The sequence below is a fragment of the Olivibacter sp. SA151 genome (assembly GCF_054130995.1).
In genome coordinates this window covers 1,923,031-1,946,708 of record NZ_CP096391.1, presented here as the reverse complement: position 1 = coordinate 1,946,708, position 23,678 = coordinate 1,923,031, and the positions used below count along the sequence as shown (strand labels likewise).

General features: G+C 41.7%; 22 protein-coding genes. 8 read left to right on the top strand and 14 right to left on the bottom strand.

Going from position 1 to position 23,678, the window contains the following annotated elements; genetic code table 11:
• Positions 1-128 precede the first annotated feature (128 nt).
• From M1D52_RS07840 to M1D52_RS07805, 8 genes are all read right to left on the bottom strand, one after another.
• Positions 129-485: a response regulator gene (locus M1D52_RS07840; protein WP_437392117.1), complete on the bottom strand. Its 357-nt coding sequence runs from the start codon at positions 483-485 to the stop codon at positions 129-131.
• A 50-nt stretch (positions 486-535) separates the two neighbouring features.
• A complete protein-coding gene (locus M1D52_RS07835) occupies positions 536-2,098 on the bottom strand; it encodes a PAS domain-containing sensor histidine kinase (RefSeq protein WP_437392115.1) in 1,563 nt (520 codons plus the stop codon).
• Positions 2,099-2,227: 129 nt separating this feature from the next.
• Positions 2,228-2,917 (bottom strand): helix-turn-helix transcriptional regulator, encoded by a 690-nt coding sequence (locus tag M1D52_RS07830; RefSeq protein WP_437392113.1) that lies wholly within the window; start codon positions 2,915-2,917, stop codon positions 2,228-2,230.
• Between the two features lie 118 nt (positions 2,918-3,035).
• The gene (locus tag M1D52_RS07825; RefSeq protein WP_437365590.1) at positions 3,036-3,509 is read right to left on the bottom strand and encodes a hypothetical protein; all 474 of its coding nucleotides are present in this window, start codon (positions 3,507-3,509) and stop codon (positions 3,036-3,038) included.
• Positions 3,510-3,882: 373 nt separating this feature from the next.
• Complete coding sequence (locus tag M1D52_RS07820; RefSeq protein WP_130856748.1) at positions 3,883-4,155, bottom strand: hypothetical protein; 273 nt, start codon at positions 4,153-4,155, stop codon at positions 3,883-3,885.
• A gap of 117 nt (positions 4,156-4,272) precedes the next feature.
• Positions 4,273-4,485, bottom strand: a complete 213-nt coding sequence (locus tag M1D52_RS07815; protein ID WP_437392111.1) for a tyrosine-protein phosphatase — start codon at positions 4,483-4,485, stop codon at positions 4,273-4,275.
• Positions 4,472-4,693, bottom strand: a complete 222-nt coding sequence (locus M1D52_RS07810) for a hypothetical protein (protein WP_013667957.1) — start codon at positions 4,691-4,693, stop codon at positions 4,472-4,474. Before M1D52_RS07810 ends, M1D52_RS07815 begins: the two co-directional genes overlap by 14 nt.
• Before the next feature lie 14 nt (positions 4,694-4,707).
• Positions 4,708-5,742: a hypothetical protein gene (locus tag M1D52_RS07805; protein WP_437365578.1), complete on the bottom strand. Its 1,035-nt coding sequence runs from the start codon at positions 5,740-5,742 to the stop codon at positions 4,708-4,710.
• A gap of 304 nt (positions 5,743-6,046) precedes the next feature.
• On the opposite strand from M1D52_RS07805, the gene M1D52_RS07800 reads away from it, so the two are divergent.
• Positions 6,047-7,129 (top strand): sensor histidine kinase, encoded by a 1,083-nt coding sequence (locus M1D52_RS07800; protein WP_437392110.1) that lies wholly within the window; start codon positions 6,047-6,049, stop codon positions 7,127-7,129.
• A complete protein-coding gene (locus tag M1D52_RS07795; protein ID WP_013667960.1) occupies positions 7,126-7,854 on the top strand; it encodes a LytR/AlgR family response regulator transcription factor in 729 nt (242 codons plus the stop codon). The genes M1D52_RS07800 and M1D52_RS07795 overlap by 4 nt, the downstream gene beginning before the upstream one ends.
• A 107-nt stretch (positions 7,855-7,961) precedes the next feature.
• Here the strand turns inward: M1D52_RS07795 and M1D52_RS07790 are convergent, their stop codons facing one another.
• The 4 genes from M1D52_RS07790 to M1D52_RS07775 form a co-directional block, all read right to left on the bottom strand.
• Positions 7,962-8,561, bottom strand: a complete 600-nt coding sequence (locus tag M1D52_RS07790) for an FMN-dependent NADH-azoreductase (RefSeq protein WP_437392109.1) — start codon at positions 8,559-8,561, stop codon at positions 7,962-7,964.
• A gap of 237 nt (positions 8,562-8,798) precedes the next feature.
• Complete coding sequence (locus M1D52_RS07785) at positions 8,799-10,631, bottom strand: RagB/SusD family nutrient uptake outer membrane protein (protein WP_437392107.1); 1,833 nt, start codon at positions 10,629-10,631, stop codon at positions 8,799-8,801.
• 11 nt (positions 10,632-10,642) lie between these two features.
• On the bottom strand, positions 10,643-13,954 hold the full coding sequence (locus tag M1D52_RS07780; RefSeq protein WP_437392105.1) for a SusC/RagA family TonB-linked outer membrane protein: 3,312 nt from the start codon (positions 13,952-13,954) through the stop codon (positions 10,643-10,645).
• A 243-nt stretch (positions 13,955-14,197) separates the two neighbouring features.
• Positions 14,198-14,791 carry a TetR family transcriptional regulator gene (locus M1D52_RS07775; RefSeq protein WP_437392103.1) on the bottom strand — a complete coding sequence of 198 codons (594 nt, stop codon included), beginning with the start codon at positions 14,789-14,791 and terminating at the stop codon, positions 14,198-14,200.
• A gap of 337 nt (positions 14,792-15,128) precedes the next feature.
• Between M1D52_RS07775 and M1D52_RS07770 the strand changes: the two genes are divergently transcribed.
• Both M1D52_RS07770 and M1D52_RS07765 read left to right on the top strand, forming a co-directional pair.
• Entirely contained in the window at positions 15,129-16,355 is a 1,227-nt protein-coding gene (locus tag M1D52_RS07770; protein ID WP_437392101.1) for an alkaline phosphatase family protein, read from the top strand.
• Between the two features lie 151 nt (positions 16,356-16,506).
• On the top strand, positions 16,507-17,028 hold the full coding sequence (locus M1D52_RS07765) for a GNAT family N-acetyltransferase (protein WP_437392100.1): 522 nt from the start codon (positions 16,507-16,509) through the stop codon (positions 17,026-17,028).
• A gap of 197 nt (positions 17,029-17,225) precedes the next feature.
• Here the strand turns inward: M1D52_RS07765 and M1D52_RS07760 are convergent, their stop codons facing one another.
• Together M1D52_RS07760 and M1D52_RS07755 are read right to left on the bottom strand one after the other, a co-directional pair.
• Positions 17,226-17,795 (bottom strand): DUF417 family protein, encoded by a 570-nt coding sequence (locus tag M1D52_RS07760; protein ID WP_149106036.1) that lies wholly within the window; start codon positions 17,793-17,795, stop codon positions 17,226-17,228.
• Positions 17,796-17,869: 74 nt separating this feature from the next.
• Complete coding sequence (locus M1D52_RS07755) at positions 17,870-18,682, bottom strand: helix-turn-helix domain-containing protein (protein ID WP_437392099.1); 813 nt, start codon at positions 18,680-18,682, stop codon at positions 17,870-17,872.
• 377 nt (positions 18,683-19,059) lie between these two features.
• Here M1D52_RS07755 and M1D52_RS07750 point away from each other — a divergent pair, with 377 nt between their 5' ends.
• The 4 genes from M1D52_RS07750 (at position 19,060) to M1D52_RS07735 (ending at position 23,657) form a co-directional block, all read left to right on the top strand.
• Positions 19,060-19,530 (top strand): (2Fe-2S)-binding protein, encoded by a 471-nt coding sequence (locus M1D52_RS07750; RefSeq protein WP_437392097.1) that lies wholly within the window; start codon positions 19,060-19,062, stop codon positions 19,528-19,530.
• Between the two features lie 13 nt (positions 19,531-19,543).
• Entirely contained in the window at positions 19,544-20,167 is a 624-nt protein-coding gene (locus tag M1D52_RS07745) for a c-type cytochrome (RefSeq protein WP_013667970.1), read from the top strand.
• A gap of 28 nt (positions 20,168-20,195) precedes the next feature.
• Positions 20,196-22,406 (top strand): xanthine dehydrogenase family protein molybdopterin-binding subunit, encoded by a 2,211-nt coding sequence (locus M1D52_RS07740; protein WP_437392095.1) that lies wholly within the window; start codon positions 20,196-20,198, stop codon positions 22,404-22,406.
• Between the two features lie 684 nt (positions 22,407-23,090).
• On the top strand, positions 23,091-23,657 hold the full coding sequence (locus M1D52_RS07735; RefSeq protein ID WP_130856731.1) for a TlpA family protein disulfide reductase: 567 nt from the start codon (positions 23,091-23,093) through the stop codon (positions 23,655-23,657).
• Positions 23,658-23,678 lie beyond the last annotated feature (21 nt).

The following is a 23,678-nucleotide window of genomic DNA, read 5'->3' as shown; positions in this document are numbered from 1 at the left end:
ACAATTAGTTTGAGAAAAAGCGAGAAATATTGAGAAATTATTTACAAATTATAGTGAATAAACGAGAACATATTATCTTATACCGAGCTAAGACATACTCGTTTTCTTCTCAATAGCATGCGGCACTATTAAGTATATCGCTCTATTTTTTCAAGCATATCGTTTAGTTCAAAAGGCTTGGCTATATAATCATCGGCTCCGGCTTCTTGGGCGATTTTCGCGATGTCTCTGTTTGCGGAAAACATAATAATGGGTAGTTGACGTGTTAGGTCTCGGCTTTTGAGCTGTTTACAAACGTCTTTTCCGTTCACACCCGACATCCAAATATCCAATAATAAAATATCCGGAAGCTCATGCCCTGAGTCTGTTACTATGCTCAAGTCGTCAGTTGCTTCAACGTCATAATTACACACTTCAAGCAATAATTTGACAGAATCAAGGATACCTGGATCATTATCTATGATCATTACCTTTTTCTTTCTCATCTTTATGCCAAGCTTTAACTTTTAACAACGTTTAGCTGATTATGTTCCCTTTATTTCTTTAGAAGTAATGAAAATGAAAAAATAGAGCCCCCCTCTTTTTTGTTTTCCAACCAAATGGTTCCTCCGTGCCATTTGATGATTTCCGAACAAATATAAAGCCCCAGTCCTAAACCCGGATACGTATTCTGATTTCCACCGGTTACGCGATAAAATCGATCGAATATCCTTTCTTGGTCAGCTTCAGGAATGCCAATGCCAAAATCTTCCACAGAGAATACGATACGATCGCGTTGATTCTCATTAACCAGCTTGGTGTACACATAGATAACATCTGACTGAGGGGAATACTTAATCGCATTAGTTAACAAATTGATGACAACCTGCCCAATCCGATCTTGATCACCAAACACCGTTCTTGATGTTGTTAAACGCCTAATGATCTGATGCCGATGCGTAGTTCGTTGTATTTCCTCCACCACACCATCAATCAATTCATTGAAGTCGAAATGTTTCTCTTGCAAGTGTAGCTTTCCACCTTGTATTCTCGACACATCAAGTAGTTCAGCTATTCGCGATGTTAACTTATCAATCTGCGCCTCCATTTTTAAGGCAAGGGTTGCTGCTTGCTTGTCATTCGCTTCTTGCGCAGAACGATGAAAGATTTGGGTATAGGCCTTAATTACCGTCACCGGTGTTTTTAATTCGTGTGAGGCCATAGCCAAGAATTCGTCCTTTTGTTCCGAAAGTTGCCTCATCTCGGTAATATCACGGGTTGTACCTGCCACCGCAACAATTTCATTGTTTGCGTCAAATACCGGCGAAAAGATGTAATCATAAATGCGTCTACCAAGTGTAGCATGAGGGAAAGCAACTTCGCCTCTTATCAATCGTTTCGTTGCAACCACTTCGTCAATCTCCCGCTCGTGCATTTCGGCATGCCATTCTTCATAGCCCAATTCACGAAGCCCCTTACCCTTTGCCTCTTCCAAGGTGTTTTTGCCCCACATTATAAGTAAGGCCTTGTTAGCATAGGTGAATTTGTATTGTAAATCAAACACGTAGACAAGATCCGGTGTACTTGCCGTTACTGCCTCATAAAGCCTTTTCTGTTGTTCCAGCTCGTCTTTCGATCGACGTAAGGCTTCTTCCGCTTGCTTCCGTTGCGTAATGTCACTGGTGGTTCCAAACCATTCAATTATATTGCCGTCTCGGTCTACAATTGGAATAGCACGAGAAGATGCCCAACCCATTTTACCGTCAAGCCGTTTCACTTGGTGTTCCAGTTGAAAAATGCTCTTAGTGCGTAGTGCTTCTTGGATGACATGCAAGATCTGTTCCTTATCTTCGGAATGGATGTACTTATCCATCCAATGTTGAATGGGTTCCCCTGTATCTTCGAGAAATTCACGGCCCTGAAGTTCGAGCATAATGGTCCAATCTGCGTTCATCCGATAAATGACATCGGAAGTGGCTTTCACAAATGCGGCAAAACGTGTTTCACTATCTCGTAATTGCTTATTAACGTTTACCAATTGCTGATTTAACACGTTTGCGTCGGAAATAAGTGGGCTAGAAAATAACTGAGCACTATTCGTCTTCGGATCTGTCATCATTGTCAAGGTCGTCTTTGGTGAATTATCTATCAAAACCGACGCCGGTTTTTTCGTCAAACAGGGAGCCTATTAAAAAGATAATATAAAAAAATTGGGAAGCTTATATTGATGAATAAACAGCGCCCCTTATTAAGCGGAACTGACTCCTATACATCGCTGCTTATCAACCAATTTCCAATTGAACAGCTCATAGGCATGCAAGGTTACCCAACGAATTAAAGCCGGCCGATCCGATACCATGGCCTTCTTGCATAACCTATCAATACAGACTCCTACCCTACGAGCAGGCATTTTCAGCTCGCTTCCAATTTCCGCATTGGTGTATCCTTCAATGACATAATGCAAAACCATTTTTTCTTGCTCACTGATCAAAGGTATTTTTCCGTTGAGTGCGAGACCTGATAAGCGAACAACATTTTCGGCGATCTCAAAGGAAGTTTCAGGTGAAAGCACGTACTCGCCTGCTAACAGCAACTTAATTATAGTCAGATAGTAATCATAAAAAAAACTCCTGGAGACATAACCATTTAGGTAAGTCCGAAAGTTGGAGAAATGAGTATAACAAGCCAACTCATCCACCAAAACAAGTTTTCCCGCAACACCGATATTGTGTTTGACTTTCGTTAAAGTATTTTCGTCCACGCGCTTTGTCTTCGTTTGAAATAGGAATAAAATTTTTGGAGGAACGCGATAATTTTCGATAAAATCATCTACACTTTGATAATACTGGAAACTACATGCTTGGTTTTCACTGATTGCGAGTCCATTTTTCAACAGGGCGGATCCCTCCCTGATAATTGAGATTTTTACTTTTTTCATGGTAGAACGACAGAAATTACGGTTTCTAAAGTCTTGAACAACAAAGAAGGATTTTTGTTCGCTTTTCTATAGGAAGAATCTCTTTTATTTTTAATATCAAAATCGCACTTGCTAGAAATTAAGGCAAAGAAGAATCGTTAAGATAATTTCGTTCCAAAATGCGCTTCAATAGTAAAAAGGGCAATCGATGCGATCTAAGGAACGTATTCAATTCGTCAACGGGCATTTTCAATTCAAGCGCCAACAAAGAGAGAAAGGGAATGTCCAATTTTTGCAGTTCAGTTACTTCCTCAATACTGAATGAACCGATTGCTTCGCAATCATGGTACAAATCTTTCAGCTTTCGTATTTTATTCGCTTGTTTCTTTGTGTAGTCGTCGATCAGCTGCTTGTGATCGCGCATGAAATCGTCAAAATATCGGTGCAACAGATGTACCTCTTGAAAGGGTACCTCAAAATCAAGACTTGTTATGGAGTCGTCGCTACGTCTACTTATCCGCACCAAAACGTTCACTTTTCCATCGAGGTGTACGTGTTCTAAAAGTTCAAGATAAGTAGTCCCGTCTGAAAGTTTAATGCTCTTTTTCCCCATGATATCCAAATGGCGACAATATACCAAATTACCAAGCAAAAATAATTTTTAGTTAATTTTTTAGACTAGCAACTAATACATTAATAAAAATAGGCTAACAAACAAAAATACAATAGGTTTCTTTTATATGCAATATCCTACTTTTTCAAAACTTATACTACAACAAGTATTAGTTTAATACGTTTGCCGTTGATCTTAACTAAAATGCAATGCCGTAAACAGTAATTGTGATCTTCAACGTAAGTTTATAAAGGAAGGCTTCGGGCCGGACCTTGCGTCAGCGAAGATGAGAAGACACGATTCGCTGTAGACTGAGAATCTTTCCAAGCTATTTATCGAGAAAAAGTCGGTATTTATATACAATGGTTACCGGTCACCACATCTCACCTAGCAGTTTCGACTTTATTTCCTGTCCAAGTATATCGTCCTCATTTAGATCAGACATCCGGACACAGAGTTCAAGATGCCAACTGTGTATAGATTCCTCAATGGTGCTACCAAACCCGAATATAGTATCCGAAATACCATAGTAACAGCAATACATTTTACGGTAAGGGAAGACAATGGGAGTCAATACAGTATATACGTAATTCAGTTCAAGAACAGAACCTATTTCTTCATGGATATGAGAATTGCTGCGTTCCATTTACCGTATTTTTCATCAAATAGTATTCATTATGGAACCACAGACTAGCCATTTTGTTTATTTAAAATGATATTTTAAAGAAGGAAGGCAAATACTAAAACGCAGATTAACCCGCTTTCAATGTTGAGGAACTTGCAATATGTTCAATATTAAGGCTGTTGCAATTCCCGTACGATCGCGGCCGCCGGTGCAGTGATAAAAAACCGCCTGCTTTTCGTCCATTGTTAACAGGGCTTGGAATAACGGTTTGTAACGAATTGCCAGTGGATCTACCCGACTATAAAATGCTGTCAGGAAATCAGGGAGTCCTTCAAGGTTAACTCCAAACAATGGGCAGTTCGACGCAGGTATAACCGCTTTTTCCAACGCAGCATACGATATCTTGTGTAGTAAAAAAAGCGCCTTCAATACGCAAGATGTTATCTTCGTCTTCCAGATCAAAATTGATTTTCGAACCTGGGTAGATTCGAGAAAGAAGACGAATGATGCGTTCAGCCTCCTGGAGATGCTCGACATCGGTTCTAAAAACTTTGATCATATTATTTGCTTGCTTTAATGTGTCTTATTCTTTCTTACCAGAAACGAAAACGGATTAAAGGATACCCCCAAATTAACGTAGAATGTTGGATCAGGACTTGTTTGGAATACCGGGTCGCCAAAAGAATCTTCTTTCCGGAATAATCGGCCTGATGTTGTCAATTTCATTCCCGTCTTAGCCGTGAGCACAAAATATTTTGCTAAAAGATGTTCATACACCAGTCCCGAATTAATATCCAATTGCCTGTATTCATATCGCTGTGAAGTGCCGTCAAGATCGTAAACATAAAAAGAAGTTCTATCTAATTCGGTTCCCAAAGACAGACGCCCATTGTTAAAGACATATTTTCGAAGGTAAATATTTCGTGGCAGTACAATGTCAGCTATAAGTCCATTATTGAATTTATGCTCATAAGAAAAGGTTGGTATAAATGGTGTTTGTGCGCTGGGATCGATGTTAACCAACATTCCAACCATTAACCTGGTGCGTTGATTGGCTTTCAACACCATCGTGGCGGTCAACAGCCCTTTAACCCTTTCGAAATGTCGGTCACTGCCGTCACCGGAAATGCTAGAGGTATAGATGGTCCGTTTGTTAAATAGCTTAGAGAAATAGGTAAGGGTCAAGGCTGAAAAGAGGTAATGATAATCTTCATCCACCGTTTTAATTGCACCGGTGGGTAATGACAAATCTGTGTTTAGTGAGGTGTATCGATAACCGGCTGTTGCGCCCAAAAGCCACGTCTTTCTTTTTATAAAATTAAAATTAGCGCTAATGTCGGCCTGTCTAATGTGATTAACCTTACTCTCCGGAATCGCATTGGGGCCTTTCTCGGAAGTAAATTTGTAAGGTGCCGTCTGAATGAACTCGATATTCAATGGACGGGTAAAGGCAAATTTATCGGCTACATAGGCCACGGCTTTTTTTCGTATGTTTAAACTATCGGATGTTGCCCTATACAGGCTGTCTTTCTGTTGCGAAAAACATTTTGCTGAACATAGTGCCAATAAGTTAAACAGAAGGAAGCTGGTTTTCTTTAAATTATCCATTTAATCGAGATTTTTTAATGTTGATGCTATGGCAGACATTACAGGATAAACCAGTACTACTCGGCAATAATCAAGTAACGATATTTCGGGGTCATTTTTACTTTCCATATAATCCGATGTGGGATTAACAGTCCAAAGAAAAGCATAAGCTTCTGACTTTTTTGGGTTTTTAGACCAAAGCCCTTACATATTATACTAAAGCCTTTCTATGGTAGATTTGGTATAATAAACAACAAGGTTAGTATAAAAACTAGTGTACATACAGCTTATCGAGTTATCTTTGCTAAGAATTTGATCTTCCCCAATGCAGCAGCAGGAATCATTAGAAATAAAGAATACAGCGATTATCCGACTAATTGTAGACGAGCGTTATCGAGCGTTTCGACATATTTTTCTCTTTTTGGCCCTCTTTGTTATGATCTCCTTTACAAATCCCTTATCAGAATACACGGGACTTTATCGTTATTATCGTCGGTTTTGTGTTTTTGCTCATTTAATATTCATGTTCTATGTGAATATGAATATTTTGATCCCTAAATTTTTCTTCAAAGGTAAATATGTACTATATATAGTGTCTTTACTCCTACTGGTAATGATATGCCTCTTTATGATGAAGTTTTTACTGGAAAACACACTTGACCCACTAAACGTTTCTGTAAACTATCAAAAGGGCAACCCTGCTAAAGGATTCTATGAAACTACACTCATATTAACACCAGTCATATTGGTTACCACAATGATCAAGTTATTTCAACGTTGGATACGCGATAATGAGCGGATGTCTGATCTTAAAAACCTCACCCTCACCATGGAACTAAACGAGTTACGAAATCAGATTAATCCGCATTTTCTTTTTAACATGCTGAATGGTATTAAAGCGCTGGTTCGCAGTAATCCTGAAAAAGCGACGCTCGTTATCATGAAATTATCTGAGTTTCTTCGTTATCAACTTTATGAAAATAATGTAGAAAAAACACCGCTCCGATCCGAGATTGATTTCCTAACCAACTTCCTCGAATTAGAGAAGATCCGCCGGGACAACTTTCAGGTTGAGGTCAATGATAAGTCGACCATGCATAACTTAAATGCTATTTTTTTACCCGCCAATATTTTCACCACTTTCGTCGAAAATGCCATCAAACATAGCATTGATATAAAGCAAGGGGAATCTTATATCCGTATTGACATAAACGTAAATAATCATAAACTTTATTTTGATTGTGTTAATTCAATAGATCCCAATTATGTCGCTTCAGATAAAAAGAACAGCGGACTTGGGCTGGCGAATGTTAAGAGACGGCTCCATTTACTGTATGGCGATAGTTATACATTAAATACCACTTCTAAAGTAAACGAATACCATGTTCACTTAATCTTACCGATATGAATTGTATTATCGTAGACGACGAACCATTGGCGAGAGACGAAATGCAGGCGCTGATTAAAGACGTCTCTGACCTTGACATGCTGGGCAAATTCTCCAATGCGCCGGCAGCGCTTGATTTTATAAGCACCAATGAAGTAGATCTTATCTTTCTCGATATTCAGATGCCTATGGTAACCGGCCTGGAGTTTGCTGCACAAATCCCCAACCAGGTACTCACCATTTTTACAACCGCCTATCCGCAATATGCCTTAAAAAGCTATGAGCTTGACGCCATTGATTACCTTTTAAAACCCGTTGATAAATCCCGCCTGGAAAAAGCAATACATAAAGCCGAAATATATAAAACGCTGCTTTCGCATGCTACGGAAAAGAACACCATTGAAGCGAATACGGAGCAGTACTTGATCGTCAAATCTGATCGTCGATTTTATCGGGTAAACTTCGAAGATATCCGATTTATCGAAGGACTCAAAGACTATGTCGTGATTTATACCAAAAGCCAGAAACTGATAACAGCGATGAACTTAAAGGCCATCCATCAGAAAATTCCTTCTGCGATATTCGTCCGTGTAAGTAAATCGTATGTGGTTAACAAGAAATATGTTGAATCATTCGACCATCATACCATTTATCTAACGGACAATGAAATACCTTTAGGGGAAGTCTACAAAAATGATTTTTTTAAGGAATATTTAGGCAATGTTTCCAATACGGATATTCCCTGACCAAATTTGTCTTTATTTCAGGTAATTTCCCGAGACTTTTAGACGCCGACCGCGGCAAACACGCGAAGATCGACGCCTATTTTTCTAATTATATCACAGTTACTACTTTACACTACGATACTATCGATGGCCGTATCCAATGCAGTTTCTTGAACCGCCGATACGGCAAAACCTTCGCCCCGAATAAAAGTAACATCGGTAATGCCTATAAATCCCAGAGCCATTTTAAGATACGGTGTCACGAAATCAAAGGATTTATAGTCGCCGGAGCTGTAAATGCCGCCTGTTGTTACCGCTACGTAGGCTTTCTTTCCCGTTATCAAACCTACCGGGCCCTCAGTCGTATATTTAAAGGTAATTCCTGCGCGTGTAATATGATCAATCCATGCTTTCAAGGTAGATGAAATACCAAAGTTGTACATTGGAGCACCAATTACCAAAATATCCGCATCCATTATTTCCTGAATCGCCTGATTGGAATGTTGTATAGCTGCCCTATTCTCATCTGTGTGTTTCTCAGCTGGTGTAAAAAAAGCATTGAGATGCACTTCTTCCAGATGAGGGAACGGGTTACGCGTTAAATCTTTCACTTTTACGAAAGATGCGGGTTCCTTTTCTCTAAGGCGGTCGATTACCGCATTCGCTAACTTGATACTGTTCGATTGCTCACCCCTTGGGCTAGAAATAATATTTAGAATCCTTGCCATTTTATATTTAATAATTTTTTGATTTGTTTTATGAGGTAAAATTAGGCAAGCAGCTCGCTGCCCGGAATAACATAGGTTAAGAAATTCGATTGATTTAGATCAAGAAATTACATGACTAGCTAAACAATAAGGCGGACAATTATCTCGCCGCTTTCCCAAATAGCGTAGTTGATAGGAAGGAAGTAGAGGGTGCCTGATGACAATCTAGCTTTTTAGGCACCCTTATGAATATTTCAATTATTCCCAACCAAAAATCTGTTTAAGATTGGGATTGAGCATAATCTGTTGTTGCGGAATCGGTCGATAATAATATTTAGGGGTTACAAATGTTCCTACATCTTCTATTATCTGAATATTTCCTGCGTTTGCTCCTCCTAAGAAGACCGATACATCCTGACCGAAGGTACCAACGCGGTAGTATTGGAGCACCTTACCCAAACTATTGGTTTCTTTATCGTTAGGGATCGATTGCGAAGCAGGAAGCAAATAAATATCAGGCACGCCGTCACCGGTTAAATCATGTTTTCCCAACGAAGCAAAATAGATTCCCTGTGGTTCCTTTTCCAATACTTCTCCGGCTTCCCACCGCATCAAATCATCATGTCGCAAGCCCTCCATTGCCAGTTCTACCCTACGTTCCCTCCTAATTTCCAATAATTCGCTACGCTGTGCAGACGAAAGGTTGGGAAATTTGGCAGCCTCCACCGGATCCATTGGCGGGTTTAAGGTCATGTGTGGCATACCAACACGATCCCTTAATTTATTCACCGTAATATCCAAGTCGCCTTGCGTAAGTTGCGCTAATTCGGCCCTAGCTTCCGCATAAATCAATAAAATCTCCGCGAAGCGATAAAGCGGTACATCCATGTTGTTCCGCACATCCTGATCTGTTGTATTATAAAAGCCTTTAATCTGATGATAACCCGAAAAGTTCTTCGCCAACTGTTGCACATATAAACCCGTTCCCTGCGCATAAGTACCGGAGCGCACCAAAACCCATCCCGGATAAGCAAAAGTTTGATATAAACGCGGATCGCGGTTGCTGAATTCTTCAACAAACTCGTTTTGCTGATAATTGGGACGACTGCTATAAAAAGAACCGTCCTTCATAAGATACGCCTGTACGAGATCCTTTTGCGGATAAGTCTCATAGTTGCCGAAAACCCCTTCGCCGCTATCTCCATTCAGCACATTCGCTTGGTAAAACCGACCAAATATGATTTCCGGATTGCTTGAGAGATCTGCACTTGCGAAAAGGCTCCCATAGTCTTCATTTGGTTTTCCGGTAGAATAGAGACTAAAGGTCCCGCTGTCCATAATTTCTTTCGCCACAGCGGCGGCTTTTTGTAGCAGTTCATCAGCTGATTCTGACAAGTTCAGTTCAGCATGGTATTTCCGAAAAGTTCCTTCATATAACAAAAAGCGGGCATAATCAGCTTTGACCACCCAACGGTTCACGGCTCCTTTAGGGGCCGAAACATCCACATTGTTCATCGCGAACTCATAGTCTTCGATGAGGTGGTTGACCACGGTTTCCCGTGAGTCACGCCCGGCAAATAAAATGTCTTCGCTGTTTGCTTCCAATGGTACATCTATCCAGGGAACATCCGAATATCGTTTTATTTTATCAACATAAAAGCGGGCACGGAAAAAACGGGCTAAACCTTCGAAGTGGTTTAAGCGGTCCTCTGCAGCGTTGGCCCTCCGGAAATGCGCCAAAAAGAAATTAACATTTCTGAGCTGGCCCCAGTCCCACCCACCGGTGATCGTAGTGGAAGAAGGATTGGTGGTCATCATGGTTTTCAATTCCACATTTCCCGTCGAGAAGGCATTGTCGGTTAAGTTATAAGCATCTGCTGTATAAATACCGGTAGAAGGAAAATTGTAAAGATTATAAATATATAGGTTTAAGTCTCCTTCCGTATTGAAAAAATTACCGGCGTCAATATCCGTTTCGGGTGTTTTTTCCAAAAAATCATCATTACAGCTTACTGTCGAAAGGGCTAGGAGTCCGATGAACAGGCCGATTTTAAGAAACTTGTTCTTCTTTGTATATTCTTTTGCTGACATGTTTTTATTTTTTAAAAGATGGCATTGATTCCTACCGAATAACTCCTTTGGAAAGGGTAAGTCATTCCATTTCCTTTTCTACCGATGCCACTGGTTGGATCGGTATTGATATTAGCATTGGTACTTTCGGGATCATAAAAATCTTTGATTCCCGACCATTCGAAGAGGTTCTCACCCGAGGCATAAATGCGAAGACGGGCCAAGCCTATTTTTTTTATCAATGTTTCAGGTAAAGTGTAACCGATTGTAATATTTTTTATACGCAAATACGAACCGTTAAGCAGATAGCCGGTTTGCGGAATGGCCAATCCCATCGCATCGTCAATTCTTGTTCCTAGGTTAGCATCAGCCAACCACGATTGCATAATCGGGTATTTTCCGTTGGGATTTGCATCTGCAAGTCCGAGGTTCAGATAAGATTGTGAATGACGCGCCCTTTGTTCATCACTGTCACTGGTAGGTCTATAAAAGTCGAGCAAATGCTCATAAATATTTCCATAGGGTTGTTGATAAAAGCCCCAATAAAGGTAATCGATTGGATAATAATCCCGTTTTCCAACACCTTGTAAAAAGACCCTGATATCAAAATTTTTCCACGAAGAGTTCAGATCAAGACCAAACTGGTAGCGCGGTGTTGAATTTCCGATTACGGTCAAATCCTTTGTATCGTCCAGCGTATAGCCCTTTTCAATTTTTCCGTTACCATCCCGATCGATATATTTGGGCCATCCCGGTACAATCTGTAACGCACCCCAAGGAATAATAGCTGACTCGTCTAATTGTGCAATCTCGTCTGTATTGGCAAAAAGTCCGTTGCTTTGCAATCCCCAGATTTCCCCCAGCTCCATTCCTTTGTAGTATTGCAGGATGCTTCCGTTCGGATTATCAAAACGTGTAATATGTGTTTTAGAATCGGAGAGTACAAAGCGGCCCTGGAAGGTAAGTGGGCTTCCGCCAACCTCATATTTATTCTGATATCCAAATGAAAGCTCCCAACCTTTCGTTTGCAGATCAGCAGCATTTTCACTCGGTTCAACGGCACCCAACACACCGGGGAGCTCCTTTCCACGCGTTAACATATTGAGGGTATTCCGTTTATACATGTCGAAAGTCAGCGTAATACGATCCTGGAGGAGCCCCATATCCAAACCGACATTAAGTGTATTCACCTTTTCCCACGTATAATTGGGTGAAACGAGGAGCGGCGGACTGATCATGGTCGGGCGCGAATCACCGATCAGGTAACCGGACTGTGAAGCCTCCATGAAAGGAAGATAGCCGTAGTTGGCCACGTTCTGATTTCCTAAGGAACCATAGGAAGCCCGAAGCTTTAGATTATTAACGGTCTGACGGATACCGTCCATAAAAGACTCCTGATCGATCCGCCATGCAGCGGAAGCCGAAGGGAAAAATCCGAAGCGTTTATTTTTGGGAAAGCGTGAAGAGCCGTCATATCTTCCATTGAATTCCACGATATAACGGTCATTATAAATATAATTGACTCGACCAAAAGCACCTCTAAGTGCATAGGTCCTTATATCTTCCTCGCCATTGGTCAATCCAGTGGCTAAGCCAATCGTGGGATAAGATGAAGAAATCAGGTCTTGTTTGCTGACATAAAAAAATTCGTCACGGTAATTTTCCTGGTTATACCCCGCAATGGCTGACAAACTGTGTTTTCCGAAGCTCTTATTCAATGTCCCATAGATATTGAATACTTGATAGGTAATAGATTCGGCATCTCTTCTGGCACTATTCTCTCCTTCCTCCCGTATATCATTCGGGCCATAACCAATTTGATATTTGGTATTATAAGAATTCGTGTTGATGGAGGTATTTCTAAAGGTAAAATCACTATTAACGGTGAGCAACCTATCCCAAAAAGACATCTCAGCGGTAAAGGTAGACTGAATCATGTTTTGCTTCACCGTTGTTGCACCACCGTCAACTAGTTGGGCGGCCAGCCGACCTACGGTTTCATTAGCCCAGGTGCCATCCGGGTTCTTATCCCATGAAGTAGGAAAAATAGTATACAGATCATAAATACTGAAAGGAGTGTTCGTAACAGGCAGTGATGAGGAAGCTTGGCTGGGATTGCTGTAAAATCGGGTTGGCGATTTTCGATTCGTATAGGTATAGTAGGTGTTATTCCCAACTTTAAGCCACTTCTTTAAGTTATAATCAATTTTAGCGCGCAGACTATAGCGTTCATTGTAATCATCGGCCAAGGTTAACGGACTGTTCTGTCTGTTATAACCGCCTGATAGGTAATATTGTGCTTTATTGTTTTCGCTCACGCCGCTAATGGCGAGGTCGTGATTTTGGTTGAAGTTATAATCATCCATAAAATAGCGGCTCCAGTCCCGATTACCCATATATTCCCATAAGCTGGGATCGGTAGGATTTACCCGTACCCCGGCGATAGATGGATCATCCGATCGTTCTTTGGCATATTGGTAAAATTGATCGCTATAATTAACGTTATCCCAAGGGGTATTATCGGTAGATAATTCCAGTAAACGCGAAAAGATGTAAGGATCTGTCACCATTTTCGGCAAAACGGTGGGTTTATTTAAACTGAAATTATTGGAGTAACTGACGGTAGCACCCGCTACAGCGCCTGTTTTCGTTTTAATTAAAATCACCCCAAATGCCGCCCGCGCCCCATAGATGGCCGCAGCGGACGCATCTTTGATCACCGACATCGTCTCAATGTCCTGTGGCGCTATCAAGTTCAGTTCAGCGGCACTTATTTGCACACCGTCAACCAATATAAGCGGCCCGCCACCATTGATGGAAGTGATGCCCCGAATATTGATGTCCGCCGCTTCTCCGGGACCACCGGATGCAAAGCGGATATTTAAATTTGGCACCATTCCCTGCAAACCTTGCGCAACATTTGCTATTGGTCGATTCTGTAGGTCTGTTGCTTTCACTTGGTCGACCGCACCCGATAGGTTCACTTTTTTTTGTGTTCCGTAACCAACCACGACAACTTCGTTGAGGCTTTGTTTGTCATCGGCCAATATGATGTCATAGTGCTCAGCCGCTGTTATCTTTACCTCTTGCGGCAAATAACCAATGGCAGAGATATGCAGCACATCCCCTGTTTTTACTTTTAAAGAGAAAACGCCGTCTATCGTTGTCGACGTTCCCTGTGTCTTACCAACAATGGCAATACTCACACCCGGCAGTGTTTCGCCAATCGAGTCTTTCACCGTTCCGGAAATTGTGCGGTCATCTTGACGCACCTGTCGGCCATATACCCCATACTGCCAGATGATCAGCGGGCTTATGACAAGTAACAGTAAAATCTGTTTCATAACTATTTTTTAAGATTAGGGATCTGGCAACAAAGATGAATTTCAGATGTTAAGGAGGAATTAATATATCGTTATTTTAATTGAACATTCATTCAATTAAAAAAGAAAAGACACTTACTGTCAGCCACTATCATAGGCCACTAACCTTATGGCGGCGTTGTTACGATCAATAAAGATGCGCAAGTCTGCTTATGGAATATGCAGACAGAATAGCAAATTAGGAAAGAATGCTTGTAGGAGACGCTAGGTTAACTTTAACAGATCATAAACTTCTTCTTTGTATTGATTGAGTCTATTTTCGACCATCGACTTATCTTCTACCAACGATAAATAAAAATAAGCGCCATCCAGAAAAATAAAAATCAGATCAGCCGTATGAGCAGGGTTCGTTAGACGCAGCTGTTGCCGGTCGTTCAATTTAGCGAGTATGGTGCTAAGTGTCGATCGTAACGAGTCGAGAATGGTAATGTATTTACGCCTAATTTGTTTGTTCCGGAAACTCTCTGCATAAAAGTCGTAGAATAGACTATCATCAAATAATTTGTTCCATTTCTTTGAAAAGAGTCGATCAATAATATCGTAGAGGTCTGTCAGGCTATAATCTTTTTCCTTGTCTATGTTGAAAATCAGCAGATAGCGTTCCAATAAGTAATCGATCAACGCTTCCTTTAAATCCTCTTTAGTAGCAAAATAATGGATGATAAGGCTAGGGTTTATATTCATCACTTTAGCCACTTTTGCTATTGAAGTATTGGCGTAACCAATTTTTTTTGCTACTTTATAGAAGACTTTGATAATCTCCTGTTTCCTGATATCTTTTATACTTTTTCTACCCATATATTTATCGTACTGAAATCGGTTACAAATAGATGAGTTATTATTGAATGAACATTCAATTAATTAATAAAATAAAGATTTCTTAATGATGGCTTAACTGCTCAAGCTGAATTTTACCGTCAACTAATATAAGTGCGACAAAAAGGAAAACCCAATGTCATCCCTATTAAAGAACCAAGTTAATCAATCCTTTCTGATTATGGGGATAATTCGGGATATTTGATTTTGCCGAAAGATTTAAAACATAACACATGAAACCATCATGATTTATTCAAACCACACAGGGGAATGAATAAATCTGGTAGCTTCATCACCACTAAAAAACAAATTTAAATAGATGAAAAAACTTAGTATTTTAGTTCTATTCTGTATGTGCTTTGGCCCCGTCATTGCACAACGACAAAAAAAGGTAGTATTCATAATTGCAGATGGTATTTCAGCAGATGCATTGGAGCGAACAGACGTGCCAAATATGAAAAAGTTGATGGCGAAAGGCGCCTACCTTCGCGCTTACCAAGGGGGTGAAGCAGGCTCGTATAGTGAATCGCCAACAATTTCTGCTGTAGGCTATAACAATGTACTAACAGGCGTTTGGTATAACAAACACAACGTTCCGGATAATGATATCAAAGATCCCAATTACAACTATCCAACGATTTTCCGTTTACTGAAAGACGCTTTTCCAAAGAAAAAAATTGCGGTTTTTTCCAGTTGGCAGGATAATAGAACGAAGTTAATCGGCGAAAACCTGGCACAAACGAATTACATTAAGATGGACGAAGCGTTCGATGGGTTGGAATCGGACACAGTGAAATATCCACATGACGCGAAACGCCGGTTTATGTTGGCAATTGATCAGGCAGTTAGCGCTAAAGCTGCCGAATCGATTGCCGAGCGGGCACCCGACCTCTCCTGGGTATACCTCGAACACACGGACGATATGGGCCACATGTATGGCGACAGCCCCGAATACACAGAGGCTATACAAAAGGTAGACGAAGAGGTTGGGCAAATTATGGCCGCTATAGACGAACGCGAAAAAAAATTCAACGAAGACTGGCTACTCCTGATAACTACGGATCACGGCAGAGCAGAAAAAGACGGTAAAGGCCATGGGGGGCAGTCCTTTCGCCAGCGCTCAGCATGGATTCTCAGTAACAGGCCACTTAAAAACACCTATAGTGCAATGCTATACCCTTCTGTCGTTGATATTCTACCTACCATTGCCCGATATATGGAGATTCCTGTTCCGACAATAGCCGCACGCGAATTGGATGGTATTTCTTTAATGGGCGAAGTAGCAATAGCGCTTCCAAAAGTTCATCGCCTAAAAGAACACCTCGACATTTTTTGGACTCCCCTGAAGCAGGAAGGAGAAGTGAAGATCTGGTTATCCACCACCAATAATAAAAAAACAGGCAAAGAAGATGAATATCGGCTCATGGGCACGTATCCATTAACCGGTAAACATGCGCTTGTTTCCATCAAAGATATTCCTTCCCCTTTTTATAAAATAGTGTTGGAAACGCAAGACAATACGGTCAATCGCTGGGTAACCGAATAAAGGTTACCTGCAGATCTAATATGCTTATCGTTTATCCACATTTATAAGGGTTTAACCGCTTTTGGCCGGCCGCTATCTTTCGAAATTAGATATTCCGGTATATTTGCAAAAAAGAGCTATTCAAATCTTTATTTTGAAAGACCGTATGATCATGAAGTCGATAGCAGTTAGTAAAGCGTCGCTTGGCGAGTTAAAAGTTATTCAAGACCTTGGCCGAACAACCTTCTTTGAAACCTTTGCAGCCAGTAATTCCGAAGCCGACATGCGCACCTATTTGGAGGCAAATTTCAGTGAAGAAAAGATCAGAACCGAACTAAATAATGCAGAATCGTTATTCTTCATTGCCTGGGACGGGGAAGAGGCGGTAGGTTATCTGAAAATTAATGTGGGCCATGCGCAAACCGAAGAACAAGGCGACGAAGCATTGGAAATTGAGCGTATCTATGTAAAAAGTAGCCATCAAGGAAAAAAGGTCGGACAGCTTCTTTATGAAAAGGCGCTCGAAGTGGCCAAATCGTTAAACAAAGTATACATCTGGCTCGGGGTTTGGGAAGAAAATCCACGAGCTATCCGATTTTATGAAAAGAACGGATTCGTTGCATTCGATAAGCACATTTTCAAAATGGGTACCGATGAGCAAACGGATATTATGATGAAAAAGAATCTGAAATAAGCCGTTTCCATATCAGTCATTGCTTAATAATTTTTATTAAAAAACCCACCCCGGGGAAAGGGATGGGTTCTACTAATTGAATTGGACAAGTTTGGCAACTTGTTTTCGAAGTCACCATAAAAATAACAAGCCTGCATTATAATGACATTAAAGACCACGAACGATGAGCGGCTATTTTCTTTGCTAATCGATCGCTCTCAGCACCCTTGTATCCGTTTGGCAGCATCCGAAGCAACTAACAGCCCACCTGCCATCATAATAATATCCTTAAGAACCAATCGGCCCGCGCCCGAGAGATAAGGAAAGCCGTAATTGGGCGTTGGAAAATCGCCTCCCAAATTTGGCACATATACCTCCGGTGTGGTGATGAGGAAGGATAAGGTTACGATCGACATGGCGGCAGTTAACAATCCGCCCAGCAGGCCTATTCGTGCCGACCATATCCCTGCTAAGGTCAATAGTCCAATAACAATGATGACGGTGCCCAAGCCGAAAGCAAAAAGGTAGGTCCCATTTTGTTTATGCCAGGCCACATTTTTAGCTACTGTCTTCCCTTCCGGGTTTTTATACTGTTGGTATTCCGGTGCATTCTTTGTGTAAAAGAAGCTCATAAAAGGACTATTGGCAACAAAAGGGACAATTCCATCAGCCTCATATTGAAAGGCTTTCAATCCTCCTATCCAAGCCATTACAATAAAAATGGCAATACGCATAAGATGAACAAAACTCGCTTGTCCATTTGCTAAAACGTTCAATAGCTGTTTCATATTTTATTTTCTATTGAACAAAGGTAGCTGGTCGCTTAGGTTTATAAAATGGACAGAAACGGCATTATGGTACACTATTTTGCCGCAATGGAAATCCCCACTTTCGAGCGAAATTCCGATGGAGAGATACCCACATTTTTTTTAAAGTAACGACTGAAATAATGTTCATCATCAAAATTTAGTTGTACAGCGATTTCTTTTATTGATTGATACGTCAGGTGTAAAAGCTTTTTCGATTCCAATATAATCCGATCTTGAATAAAAATAGAAGGCGCTTTACCTAATTGTTTCTTGATTTTTTTACTAAAGGCATCTATACTGAGGTTAAAATGTTGCGCATAAAAATTCACGGACTTTTCCCTCATAAAATTTTCTTCCAGTAATTGCTGGAAAATGCGCCCCTCACCTATATCCTCCTGCTGTGGAATTTCATGTAGATTAATCTGATGCTTCTTCACTTGACTCGATAAAGCCAAGATCAATTGCAGGTAGGCTTTGACCACCGCATCAGAAAATTCAAGGCCAACCTTTAGTTCCTTCTCCATTTTGCGAACAAGTTGCTCGATCTCAAGATATGTTTCCTTTCCCAAGTTAACATGAGGTTGTAGATAGATGTTATTAAAAAGCAAGCCATTACAAGCCACTTCTTTTTTATGGTATTCAATACAATAGAAATCTCCGTGAAACAGCAATTGCAAACCGGTTGTCAACGGACCTTTTAACCAACTCAAATGTTGATACGGACTTAGGCAAAGTAAAGAGTACGGAGCGGTTTTATAGTTCGTAAAATCTACCGTCATCTCCATCGGATCGCGGAGCAGGAAAATTTGATAGAACTCATTATCTTGAGTTTGTACTTCGTTGCCAATGGTACGGATAGAAAGCATAAGGCAAAGTTAACTTGATTTTTTCTTTTTACATGGATACGTTCTTTTTCAGTTAAAGTCAGTCCCTTAGCTCCTTCACATTTCTTTATGCGAAGATTATAAGTAAATCAAACAGGATTTAACATTGACTTTATATCATATCCATACATTTGTGTCGAGTGACCATTAACGAAAGGCGTGTTCTTAAGCACCCTAATCAACAGATCTAATGCATAGTTTAGCGGATAACGCGCTGTTTCAAAAACCTTTCAACTACTTAACCACTCAACTACTCCACTTAACTAGTTGTTTGAATACCTTAAGAAAATGTTTGATAATCATTAGCCCAAATCCGGTAATAAGATTAACTTTGATAGTAGGATGACAAAATTTAGCCAATGATTTCATTTACAGTCAACAACAAAACGTATCAGCTTGATCTGGACCCCAATATGCCACTGCTCTGGGCCTTACGGGATGTCGTCGGGCTCACCGGCACCAAATATGGCTGCGGTGTCGCACAATGTGGCGCCTGCGTCGTACATCTTGATGGAGAGGCGATCCGATCCTGCATAACTAAATTAAGCCGGGTTGCGGGTAAACATGTTACTACCATTGAGGGTCTGTCGGAAAAAAACGACCATCCTTTGCAGCAAGCCTGGGCCGCAGTGGACGTACCACAATGTGGGTACTGTCACTCCGGCCAGATTATGTCGGCCGCTGTATTACTGCGAGAAAAACCCAATCCAAGCGATGAAGATATCGACAATGCCATGGCGGGTAATATATGCCGGTGTGGCACGTATCTGCGCATACGTAAAGCTATACATATCGCCGCCGAACTACAGCAGAAAACATCAGAACGATAATTAAGGAAGACCTATGGCAAAAAAGCTCAAATTGATTATTTACGCCGTAATGATTGCTGCACTCGGGTTCTCTCTTTATACAGGTACAGAGAACACTTACGCACGCGATACCGGTAGACCGATTAGCAAAAGGAAGTTGGCCGATGACAGTGTCCGATCAGTCAGAGCGTTTAACAAAGTATATGCCGTGCTCATGAGCCCCCGATGTGTAAACTGCCATCCCGCCGGCGACGTGCCCCTACAAGGCGACGACAGTCATTTGCATACCATGTTGCCAAAAAGAGGGGCAGATGGCAAAGGTCTCTTCGCGATGAAGTGTGCAAACTGCCACCAACCTGAAAATACACCTGGACCGCACACGCCTCCCGGAAATCCCAACTGGCACCTTCCTCCGGCAGACATGAAAATGGTTTTTCAGGGTAAAACAGCCCATGAACTTGCAAAGCAGTTGTTAGATCCTCAACAAAACGGCCATAAAAACAAGCAACAACTGATTGAACATGCTGACGACGACTTGGTACTTGCCGGATGGAATATGGGAGAAGGGCGCACCAAACCGCCGTTGAGCCATGCGGAATTCAAAAAGGCCTGGATTGAGTGGTTGGAAACAGGAGCCTATGCGCCACCCGCAAATTAATAATACAAGGTAAGAAAGCATCGCACATATGAAGGATTCACTTAAGCGAAATAGCCAATATTCACAAGAAGAGGCCACGCGTCTTTCACGGAAAAATTTTTTAAAAGCCGCCGGCCTGGGTTCAGCAGCATTGGCGCTGGGCTTTTATTTTCCCGCCGGCGCCCACATCGTAAATATACTTGCAGGAGAAACAGCAGCGGATAACGAAGCCCCTTTAATATCATTAAATGCATGGATACATATCGATACAAACGGTCAAGTAACCTTGTTTGACCACCGCGCCGAAATGGGCCAGGGTTCCTATCACTCGGTTCCTCAAATCATCGCCGAAGAGCTGGAAGTAGATCTAAAAGATATTCAGGTATCCTTTGCTCCGGGCAATCGGAACGAATATGGCGGACAGATTACCGGTGGCAGTTCAACTATTCGCGGAAGCTATAAAAAACTGCTCAAGCTAAGCGCTACTGCCCGCATGATGCTCGTACAGGCGGCCGCCAATCAATGGAAGGTAGATGTATCGACCTGTTACGCAGCATCCGGTCACGTTATCCATAAGCCTTCCGGAAAGAAGCTCCATTATGGGCTATTGGTTGTTGCTGCATCAAAACTTCAGCCGCCTAAGGAAGTTCCGTTAAAGCCCGTTTCCGAATACAAGCTGATACGGAAAGCGAGCCGTCGGATCGATACACCATTAAAGACCAATGGCAGTGCCGTTTTCGGACTTGATAAGCGTATTCCCGATATGTTGTTCGCCACGGTGGAGCGCAATCCCCGCATGCGCGGCACTGTCCGATCTTTCGACGATTCGGACACGATGAAAGTAAAAGGGGTAACGAAGGTCTTCAAAGTAAGGATGAAGGTTTTTAACACCTGGCGTGAGGGGGTCGCTGTCGTAGCCGATTCAACTTGGGCGGCAATGCAAGGCAAAAAGGCCTTAAAAGTTGAATGGGATGATAGCAATTTTGAACATATAAGCACCCCTGAAATCTATAGGCGACAAAAAGAACTACTTTCCGGTCAAGAAGGCTTGATCTTTCAAACGCAAGGCAATCCATCGGAAGTCATTGCCGCCGCCAGCACCGACGCCAAGTTAGACGTGCTATACGAAACACCTTACCAATCGCACTACGCGATGGAGCCGGTGAACTGTATCGCTCATTGGAAAGGCGATACGGTAGAAATCTGGGGGCCGATACAAGCCCCCGAAATGGTTCAGGACGCGATTGCCCAAGAGTTCAGTATTCCATGGCAAAACGTGAAGGTCAATATGACTTTTCTAGGCGGAGGCTTCGGACGTAAAGCCTTCATGGACTACCCTTTTGAGGCTGCCGTGATATCAAAAGAACTCGGAAAACCCGTACAGGTTGTCTGGACCCGCGAAGATGATGCAACCCAGGGGCCTTATCGCCCCGGCATATCCTATCGATGTGAAGGCGTTGTAAAGGCAGGTAAAATTGAGGCGATGAAAGTCCGTCTCTGTGGACAAAATATTGGCCATTTCAGTAGTAACGACCGGTCAAAGCCTAACGGAAGCGCCAGTGAGGGTTTCCTTAAGCCCTATACACAGTCGATCCCGCACCTTAGCATCGCTGATGTCACCTTTGAGCTTCCCATACCGGTTCTATGGTGGCGTTCGGTATACGCATCTACCAATGGATTTGCTTACGAAAGCTTTATTGACGAGTTAGCAGTTGCCGCCGGTACCGATCCGCTTGAGTTCCGTCGACAGCATTTGCCGGATGAACGCGTTCATAAACTAATCGATAAACTGGAAGCGGTTTCCGGATGGAAATCGCGGGGTACTAACAAAGGGTATGGCGTGGCGATTACAGAATGTTTTAATTCAACAGTAGGTCAGGTAGTAAAAGTTTCTCGCATTCCGGAGGGAGGAATTAAAATAGATAAAGTATGGGCCGTAATCGATTGTGGCTGGTATGTAAACCCCGATATTATCCACGCTCAGGTTGAAGGCAGCGTTGCCATGGGGCTAGGTGCTGCAGCTTTGCATGAAGTCACTTTTACCGACGGACTGGTTGACCAGAAAAATTTCTACGACTATAATATGCCCCGCATTGCGGATATGCCGCCGGTTGAGGTACACATCATCGATAATGCCGAGGATGCGGGCGGCGTGGGAGAACCAGGCCTACCACCTTTCGCTCCCGCGCTGGCTAATGCCGTGTACGACTTGAGTGGGAAGAGAATTAGGCGGCTGCCTTTCAGCCTTGCATCCGTATAATATACATTATTCAGTTGTCAATGAATATAAGAAAGCCGATCAGTGAAATCCGATCGGCTTTCTTATAAATTGCTACTTTAAGCCATGAACTTCGTGATGCTATCTGTTAAAAAGTCTAAAAAGGACAGGCATGTCTTGTCGTGTTCATTAAAATAGCTTAAATTGCACAATAAATGATCCGCACGTTATCAAATAGGATAAAAACATATTACCCATACGGTCTCGTATTTGTAACCATGCTTTTAACGCTACTGACGTCCTGTCCAATTAAAAGTGGCATCAAAAGTCTTGCAGGTATTCCGATAAACGTTGAACAAGGCCATGCTAAAAGCGGTGTCGTAGGGAACATTCTTGGACAATGTATGAGTGGGTCAACAACAGATTCGGTCATCACCAAATCGATGTCTCACCATACCAACAAATTACTTCCCAGCGTCATTTTTATCGCGGCGTTTTTACTTCTACTCGGTTTCCGGATTTATAAAGGTCAATCTAATCTGTTTTATAGGAAACTAAAAGTTCCTAATATTGTTCCTCTCTTTCTTCAATACCGAAAACTCGTCATTTAATACCACTTCCCTTTCTCTTTTTTCTATTAGCTGCAAGGCATCAATAGACAACAACTTTATTCATTTTAGATCATCAGCACTTTACAAGAAGTAATAATTATTTAAATAAGCGGTCATGAAGACACAATTTATAAATCCGGCAATCCGCACAGGCGCGTTGGTTATGGTAACGATTTTTATAATGGCCTGTGGGAACAACGCAACACATGAAGAAAAAAATCCTACGAAAGGACATAGCGAAACACAAGCTTCAAGCATGAGCCAAACGGCAGATCTGATATTTCAGGATCAACAAGGTAAAACCGTATCATTAAGTTCACTAAAAGGCAAAGTGGTATTCATTAATTTTTGGGCAACCTGGTGCCCTCCCTGTATACAGGAAATGCCCTCCATTAATAAATTAAAGCAGTCTTTTAATGGTAATGACCATATTGTATTCCTGATGGTAGACGTCGATGCGAATATCAAAAAATCGACCGGCTTTATGGAAAAAAATCAGTATGACTTACCGGTGTATGTTCCCGCCAGTGAAATACCACCAAGTTTTTTGGGAGATGCCATTCCAACAACGGTAATACTAGACAAAAAGGGGAATCTAATTGCCCGCATGGAAGGTGGTCGGGATTATGCAGATCCTCAAATGGTAACAGCCTTGAATGCGTTGATTAAAAGTGATGAATAAGCATTAACAAAAGTAAATAGA